The 7,360-nt window shown below is 70.5% G+C and carries 7 protein-coding genes; 1 reads left to right on the forward strand and 6 read right to left on the reverse strand.

The genetic code is table 11. The features are described from left to right. Positions 1–335 precede the first annotated feature (335 nt). Positions 336–1,742, forward strand: a complete 1,407-nt coding sequence (locus ACFV9O_RS39035; RefSeq protein ID WP_385427474.1) for an amidase — start codon at positions 336–338, stop codon at positions 1,740–1,742. A 172-nt stretch (positions 1,743–1,914) separates the two neighbouring features. Here ACFV9O_RS39035 and ACFV9O_RS39040 read toward each other — a convergent pair whose 3' ends face one another. The 6 genes from ACFV9O_RS39040 to ACFV9O_RS39065 form a co-directional block, all read right to left on the reverse strand. After that, the gene (locus ACFV9O_RS39040) at positions 1,915–3,075 is read right to left on the reverse strand and encodes an RNA-guided endonuclease InsQ/TnpB family protein (protein ID WP_385427476.1); all 1,161 of its coding nucleotides are present in this window, start codon (positions 3,073–3,075) and stop codon (positions 1,915–1,917) included. Between the two features lie 167 nt (positions 3,076–3,242). After that, positions 3,243–4,220, reverse strand: coding sequence for a serine hydrolase (locus tag ACFV9O_RS39045; RefSeq protein WP_385427479.1), 978 nt, complete (start codon positions 4,218–4,220; stop codon positions 3,243–3,245). Between the two features lie 47 nt (positions 4,221–4,267). After that, positions 4,268–5,008, reverse strand: coding sequence for an aminotransferase class I/II-fold pyridoxal phosphate-dependent enzyme (locus ACFV9O_RS39050; RefSeq protein ID WP_385427482.1), 741 nt, complete (start codon positions 5,006–5,008; stop codon positions 4,268–4,270). Beyond that, a complete protein-coding gene (locus ACFV9O_RS39055) occupies positions 5,005–5,430 on the reverse strand; it encodes a helix-turn-helix domain-containing protein (RefSeq protein ID WP_385427484.1) in 426 nt (141 codons plus the stop codon). Before ACFV9O_RS39055 ends, ACFV9O_RS39050 begins: the two co-directional genes overlap by 4 nt. A 16-nt stretch (positions 5,431–5,446) precedes the next feature. Further along, positions 5,447–5,857 (reverse strand): VOC family protein, encoded by a 411-nt coding sequence (locus tag ACFV9O_RS39060; protein WP_385427487.1) that lies wholly within the window; start codon positions 5,855–5,857, stop codon positions 5,447–5,449. A gap of 175 nt (positions 5,858–6,032) precedes the next feature. Next, the coding region (locus ACFV9O_RS39065) for a glycosyl hydrolase family 8 (protein WP_385427490.1) at positions 6,033–7,360 on the reverse strand (1,328 nt) is incomplete at its 5' end.

Consider the following 7,360-nt stretch of genomic DNA (forward strand, 5'->3'; position numbering starts at 1 on the left):
AACAGGCACCGCGCCAAGCGCCACGACGTCGGCAAGACCGTCAAACGCGCCGAGACCATCAAGGAGCACGAAGCCCGCCGAGGATAAACGCCAAGCTGAGCGGTGGCACCGGCCCGAGGCGGTGCCTCGCACGGCCCAGGGCCGTGCGGCGACGCTCGTGACGGGGTTCCGGGAGAGCCCCCCGGTGCGGGTGCGGGTGCGGGTGTGGGTGCGGGTGCAGGCGCGGCGCGGGGGGTGGGCGGCGGCAGTCCGGATCTCCCCGGCACATCGTTGTGACGCGCATCACCGCGATCCGCGCTACGCGGGCGGCCGTGGCCGGATGTACCGTCCCCGCCATGACCGACGATCTTGCGTACGCAGGCGTTGCCGGGCAGGCCGCGGCCATCCGTGCCGGTGACATCTCGGCACGTGAGCTCGCCCAGCTGGTGCTCGCCCGTATCGACGAGTACAACGGCGCCCTCAACGCGTTCACCGTGACGACGGCGCAGGAGGCGCTGGCCGAGGCCGCCCGACGGGACGCCACTCCGCAGGACGAGCGCGGTCCGCTGCACGGTGTGCCCGTCGCGATCAAGGAGGAGAACGACGTCGAGGGGCAGGTGACGACGTTCGGCACCGCGGCGAACACCCGGCCCGCGGCCGCGGACAGCGAGGTGGTCCGCAGACTGCGTGCCGCTGGTGCGGTCGTCATCGGCAAGACGAACATGCCCGAGTTCGGCCTGTTCCCGTTCACCGAGTCGTCGGCGCACGGTGCCACCCGCAACCCGTGGTCGTCCGAGCACTCGCCCGGCGGTTCCAGCGGAGGATCCGCGGTCGCCGTCGCGGCCGGTCTGGTCCCGGCCGCGATCGGCGGGGACGGCGGCGGCTCGATCCGCATTCCGGCCGCCTGCTGCGGCCTGTTCGGCCTGAAGCCCGCACGCGGCCGCGTCTCCACGTCCCCGCACCCGCACCTGTGGTGGGGGCTGGGCACGGTGGGTCCGCTGACGCGTTCGGTGCGGGACTCCGCCCTCGTGTACGACGCGATTCGCGGTTCCACGGCAGGTGACATGTTCCGCGCCGCCGAGCCCGCCACCTCGTTCGCCGAGGCCGCGGCCACCGAACCGCAGCCGCTGAGGATCGGCTGGTCCACCAAGCCCGCCGCCCTCGGGGTGCGGCCCGCGCCCGAGGTGGTGCGGGCCGTCACGGAGACGGCGGCGCTGCTCGCGGAACTGGGTCACCACGTCGAGGAGATCGACCCCCGCTACCCGGACCCGACGACGGCGTTCGTACCCCAGTGGTTCGCCGGTCTGCGCACCGAGGCCTTCGCGATGGACGACTACCGGCTCCTCGAGCGGCGGACGCGGGAGACGGTCCGCCTCGGCACCTGGGCCCGTCCCGGGCTCACCCGCTGGGCCGTCGCCCAGGGCGAGCGGATCGGCGCAAAGGCGAACCGCGTCTTCCAGCACGTCGACGTGCTGCTCACCCCGACGATCGCCGGTCTCCCGCCCAAAGCCGGACAGTTGACCGGCACCGGTACGGTCAAGGCCGCGCTGCGGGCGATGCCGATGATTGCGTACTGCGCCCTCTGGAACGTCACCGGCAATCCCGCGGCCTCCGTCCCGGCCGGGTTCACCGGTGTCGGCCTGCCCCTCGCCGTACAACTGGTGGGTCGTCACGACGACGAGACGACACTGCTCTCAGTGGCCGCCCAACTGGAAAGAGCCCGCCCCTGGGCCGAACGGACCCCCTCGGGGTTCCCCGCGTAACGGACTCAACGCCCGTGGCCAGAGACGACTTGCATGTCGCGAACGCGTCTGTCAACTTCTCGGCCGTAAAACGACCGAGCTTGTTGACTCGGTCGTCTACACCTTGTCGCGCTCCCGACTGCCCCCTACGACAGGGCGGTCACGGGTCGCATCTACCAGCGAAAGGAGGTGTTCAGGTCCTTTGTGGTACGGGTCCGTTGACGAGAACCCACGCCGAGCGTGCGCGGTTGCGTACGTTGACCCCGGCGACGTGGTCGGCGGGGCCGGCGAGCCCGCACCGACGACAGGAGAAAGTGTCCCGGGTGGGACGGTTGTGCCTCGCCGTGTGCCCGCATCTGGGGCACATCTGCGAGGTGTAGTGGGCGTCCACCGAGATCACCGGCACTCCGGCCCGCCGGGCCTTGTACCGGATGTGTTCTTCGAGCTGTTGGAACGGCCAGGAGGAGAGCGCGGCCCGCTGGTCGCGGAAAGGCCGTACCCGGTCACGGATGCCACTCAAGTCTTCGAGGGCGATGCCGCGTCCGGTGCGTTGTGCGACGGCCACGATCTCCTTGCTGATCCTGTGGTTGACGTGGGCGGCGTGCCGGGCCTCGCGGCGTGCCCGGCGCTTGGCCCGCCGGGCGGCGGACCGGGTGCGCTTCGCCTGCAACTGCGCCCGCTTGCGGGCGTGCCAGCGCCGGTACCGGCCAAGCCGGCGGCCCTGGTAGTTGGCCCCGTCGGACGTGGTGGCGAGGTTGGTAATCCCGCGGTCCACACCGATCCAGTCCACCGGGTCGGTGTTGAGCGGGGCTTCGGGGACCTCGCAGGTGGCGATCAGGAACCACATGCCGTCACGGTGTACGAGATCCGACTCGCCCTTGCGGTACTTGGCAAGCATCGCCAACTGGCCCGGATGACCTGTGTACCGGACGTTCTTGATCCGCCCGGCCACGGTCCAGATGCTGACCCTCTGCGCATCATGCTGCCACGACAGAATCCGGTCGTCGTACGGCTGGGCTGCATCAGGGCGGAAGGCGATCGGCTGCGACTCCGCACGCCTGCGCCGCTTCGAGGTGGCCGGACCAAGGTTTCCCGCCTGGATGTTCGCGCGCAATGTGGTGTAGGCGTCCACGACCTTCTTCACCGTGCGGACAGCCGGCTGGGCAGCGAGCCCGAACTCGGCCTTGAGGCGGGCGTAGACGAGCTTTTGTAACTCGTTGCGGGACGTGATGCCGCTCTCGTACGCCACCACGGATACGGCATCGGCCGCCCGGTTGCACACGGGCAGGGTCGCCGCCAAAGCCGCCGCCACCTCCGGCGACGGCAACAGCTTCACCTGCACCACGACCTTCACCCGAACGAGCTAACCGTCACCACTGACAACAGCCGAAAACGCAGGTCACGACAGGTACGGAGGGAACTCCGCCGCTTCGCGGCTCCGCTCCCAGGACCCATTCCTCCCCGGCCTGAAGGCCGGGGCATCCTGGGAGAAATCAGGTGAAGCGCGGGGCCGACGGCGTTTCACATCGTGGCGCGCAACGCCGCCACTGCCGTGCGTGCCGCGTCCTCCACCGTCCGGATGCCGGACTCCTTCGTCCTGTTGCCGTCGGAGAGGACGGCGACGTGGTAGGTCCGGCCGCCGGACGCGATGCGGCCGATGCTGTTGATGTCCCACAGGCCGGTGGCGGTTCTCGGCAGCCAACCGTTCTTGAGGGCCGTCTCCACGCCCTGCGAACCGGTGGACGCGGCCGCCGAGACGCCCCAGTCCTGGCCGGCGGATATGTGCTCCATCAGGTCCGTCACGTACGCCCGCGAGTCCTCCGTCAAAGGCGATTCGTCGCCGAACACGGCGTCGAGCACGGACAGTTGGTCGGCGGCCGTCGTCTGGGTGAGGCCCCACAGATCGCCGGTCCCGCCCTCCGTTCCGGTCATGCCGAAGCGCTCGTTGGCGGCCTCCAGGCCGTCCGTGCGGCCGATGGACCGCCACAGGGCCAGCGCGGCGGCGTTGTCGCTGTTCTCGATCATCGTCGAGGCCAGGGACCTCTCCCGAGCGGTCAACCCCCGGCCCTCGTCCTGGGCCTGGAGCAGCAGTGCCGCGAGGATGTCGACCTTGACGATGCTGGCGGTGTCGAACGTCTCCTCGCCGTAGATGGCGCTCGCGCCGCTCCGGGCGTCGCGGACGGCGACCGACAGTCCACCGTCGGCCTCGGCGACAACGGAGGCGAGCGCCGCGTCCAGGTCCACGGTCTCGGTCTCCGCCACCACGTTCTCCACGGGTGGGGACGCGGAAGCGGAACCGGGAGCAGAAGGGGACGGGGGCGAGGACGAGGACGCGGCGGCCCCGGCCTTCCGGCCCCAGCCGTTCCCCGCGTGCGACGTCGCGACCACCGCGCCGCCCAGCAGTACGACGGCTGCGGTCACCGCCCACGTCAGACGGAAAGTTGGGCGGTCCCGGTGGGGTGCACGGGAGCCGTGCTGCTCAGCTGTGTCCTCGCTCATGCCCAGCGACGGTAGGGACCCGGACTGCGTGCACTGTGAGCTCTGTATTAACTCTCCGTGAGAAGCGCCGAGACCACGGCCGAGGCAAGCGCGGCGTCGAGAGCGCCGACGCCCGTGAGGTCGGCGACCGTGACCGCTGCGTCGGGCCGGTCGACGGGCGCCTGGATCAGGAGCCCGGCGGGGACGTCGCGGTCCTCGGCGACGAGGCCGCGGTAGACCTCGTCGCTGAAGAGGTGGATGCCGCGCTCGTCGCACAGGCGGGCCAGCGCGGTGAAGTCGGCGGCGTCGATGACCTTGCCGGTGGGGTTGTTGGGGAAGTTCACCGAGACGACCCGGGTATTCGGGCGGAGGACCGCGGCGACGGCGTCCAGGTCGAGGGCCCAGTCCCGCTCGGGGTCGAGAGCGACACCGGTGACGTCGCACAGCGCCAGCGGCACGGTCTCGGCGGCCTGGTAGTTCGGGGTCACCACCACGGCGTGGTCGCCCGCACCGAGCAGGACGCTCATCGCCAGATAGAGGGCCTCCTCCGCGCCGGCGAAGCAGATGACGTCGTCGGCGTCCGCGTGCTCGTACGTCTCGGCGATCACCTCGCGCAGGGCCGGGTCGCCGAAGGTCTCGGTGTAGCCGAGGGAGAGATTCTCGAAGGCGTCCCGGTCCTTGTCGTCGGCCAGCGCGAGCAGTTCAGCCAGGGTCATCGTCTTGACGTCGGACGCGGTCAGATGATGGCGGGCGGTGAACTCCCACCGGGAGAAGTACGTCTCGAGGCGGAAGTCGGGCAGCCGGGTCATGGGGTCGGTCCTTCGTCGTGCTTCGTGCCGGATGCCCTGAGCTCGGCCAGCAGTCCGTAGAGCGTGGATCGGGACACCTTCAGTGCGCCGGCGACGACGGGGGCGGCGCGGCGCACCGAGAAGACGCCCGCCTCGTCCAGCCGGCCGAGGACGGCCAGGCGGTCCGTGCGGGTCAGTCGTTCGACGGGACGCCCGTGCTCGCGTACGTAGGAGCCGATGGTGTGCTGGACGCGCTCGGTCCAGTCCTGCTCGAAGAGCGGCTCCGGGCGAGCGACGCTCGGGACGCCGAACGCGGACAGTACGGCGGCGGCCTGCTCCAGCGGTGTGCGGTCGAGGTTGACGCAGAGTACGGCTGACGGCCGGCCTTCCGGATCGCGCAGGACGGCGCTGACCGAGGACAGCCGACGCCCGTCGGCGAGCACCTTCTTCCGCGCGGGCTCAACGCACCGGCTGCCCGATACCGAGCATGTTCCCCTCGCTGTCGCGGAACCAGGCGCCGCGCTCGCCTCGTGCGCCCTTGCTCGGATAGTTCCCTTCGATCTCGGCGATCCCGTCGACGGTCTTCAGCCCGGGCAGGTCCACCTCCTCGAAAACCACCCCGCGCCGTCTGAGCTCCTCCGTGACGGCCTCGATGTCGTCGACCTCCAACGCCATCTGGGTGAAGGTGCCGGGCGACGTCCCTGCCGACGCGAACAGGGCGAAATCCGATCCCCCGCACCGGTACAGCAGTCCGCCCGGCCGCTCGTCGATGGGCTCCAGACCGAGCTTTTCGCGGTAGAAGCGCCGCGCCCGGTCCAGGTCCTGTGCGGGAAGCCGGGTGGCCACGCGGGCGCTGTCGAGCAAGCTCATGTCGTCTCCCGTCGTCGATCCGTCCACTCGTCCACTCGCCACCGTGTGCCGCTTCCGGGCGGCGGGCAAGTCGCGGAGAACGAGGCCGTACCCGGCTTCGAGGGGGCGAGGACGGGCACGGCGCTCGGGTGGATCTGCGGATGTGCGGCTTTGGGGATCTTCGGATCGAGGGCGGTCAGGCGAGCCAGTGGTTGCCGGTGATGGCGATCATCACCTGGAGCTGGATGCTGGCGCCGTAGTAGCCGGACGGATCGAGCGGAGTGGCGTTGAGCTTGTTCCAGAGCGCGTCGAGCCATGCCTGGCTGCCGGAGTCCGCCGCGGCGGCCACGGCGAACGGGGCGATGAAGGCGACCGAGGAGCCCGGCTCGGCGACGCTGCCGTCGAGCCGGTAGCCCTGCTGGATGCTGCTCGGGTTGCCGCCGGTCGTCTGCTTGATCCAGGCGTTGATCTTGCGGACGGCGGCCAGCGAGCGGCTGTCTCCCGTGGTCAGTGCGTCGACACCGATCCGCCACGGGTCGCGGCACGCGTTCCAGGAGTAGGCGCCGTCGAGTTCGGACTCCAGGACCTTTCCGGTGGCGGGCCTGGGGCTGGTGGTGGTGTTCTCCACGAAGTCGGGCAGCAGCCCGGTGGACGGCGAGTACTGGGACTGGAGGCCGGCGATGAGGGTCTGGTGCCTGTCGCGGATGGTGTCCCACGCGGCGTCCCCGGTCGCCTTCTTGAAGGCGCGGAAGTGCCCGGGGAGCCAGTCGGAGGTGCGGCTGATGGTGTTGTAGGCGCCCGAGGACCAGTCGCCGAGGTTCATCAGGTTGGTGGCGGCGACGACCTCGCTGCGCTTGATCGCGTTGATGCGCTTGACCGCCAGCGCCTTGTAGTCGTAAGTGCCGGTGCTGCTGCCCCACTGCCTGTCGGCGAGAAGCAGGGCGTAGGCGATCTCCAGGTCGCCGTCGGTGGCCGAGTCGCTGCCGTTGACGCTCTGGCAGCTCGCGTTCTGCTCGGCGGCGTGCAGGTCCGGGTCGTTGACCGACGGGTGGTCGAGTACGTAGGTGAGGACGCGGTCGAAGTGGGTGCGGGCCTCCGGATCGGCGCCGGCCATGGTGGCCAGGATGGTCAGCCCGTAGCCCTGGCCCTCGGCGACATAGGGGTGGTCGGCGTCGGGCGAGGCGATCGCGGACCAGCCGTTGCCGCAGTTCGACGTCAGGAAGGCGGCCTTCCACTGCTGGTAGTACGCGACCACCTCGGCGTCGTTGTCGGCCTGGTTGCCCGAGACCTTGATGGTCCCTGCCGCGTAGGGGAACGTGTGGCTGCCGAACGGCACATTGACGCCGCCACCGCCACCACCCGGGTCGGTGGTGACGCTCACGGCGGATGACGCGGGGGAGGTGTTTCCGGCCGCGTCGCGGGCGCGGACGGTGAAGCTGTAGGGGGTGTTGGCGGCGAGTCCGGTGACGGTGGCGCTGGTGCCGGTCACGGTGGTGGCGAGGGTGGTGCCGCGGTAGACGTCGT

It is taken from the genome of Streptomyces sp. NPDC059909, from assembly GCF_042730885.1.
Taxonomy (GTDB): domain Bacteria; phylum Actinomycetota; class Actinomycetes; order Streptomycetales; family Streptomycetaceae; genus Streptomyces.

Coding starts and splice junctions, on each gene's coding strand:
- ACFV9O_RS39045 (WP_385427479.1), bottom strand. CDS start 4,220: ATGAGCGAGGACACAGCTGAGCAGCACGGCTCCCGTGCACCCCACCGG.
- ACFV9O_RS39050 (WP_385427482.1), bottom strand. CDS start 5,008: ATGACCCGGCTGCCCGACTTCCGCCTCGAGACGTACTTCTCCCGGTGG.
- ACFV9O_RS39035 (WP_385427474.1), top strand. CDS start 336: ATGACCGACGATCTTGCGTACGCAGGCGTTGCCGGGCAGGCCGCGGCC.
- ACFV9O_RS39060 (WP_385427487.1), bottom strand. CDS start 5,857: ATGAGCTTGCTCGACAGCGCCCGCGTGGCCACCCGGCTTCCCGCACAG.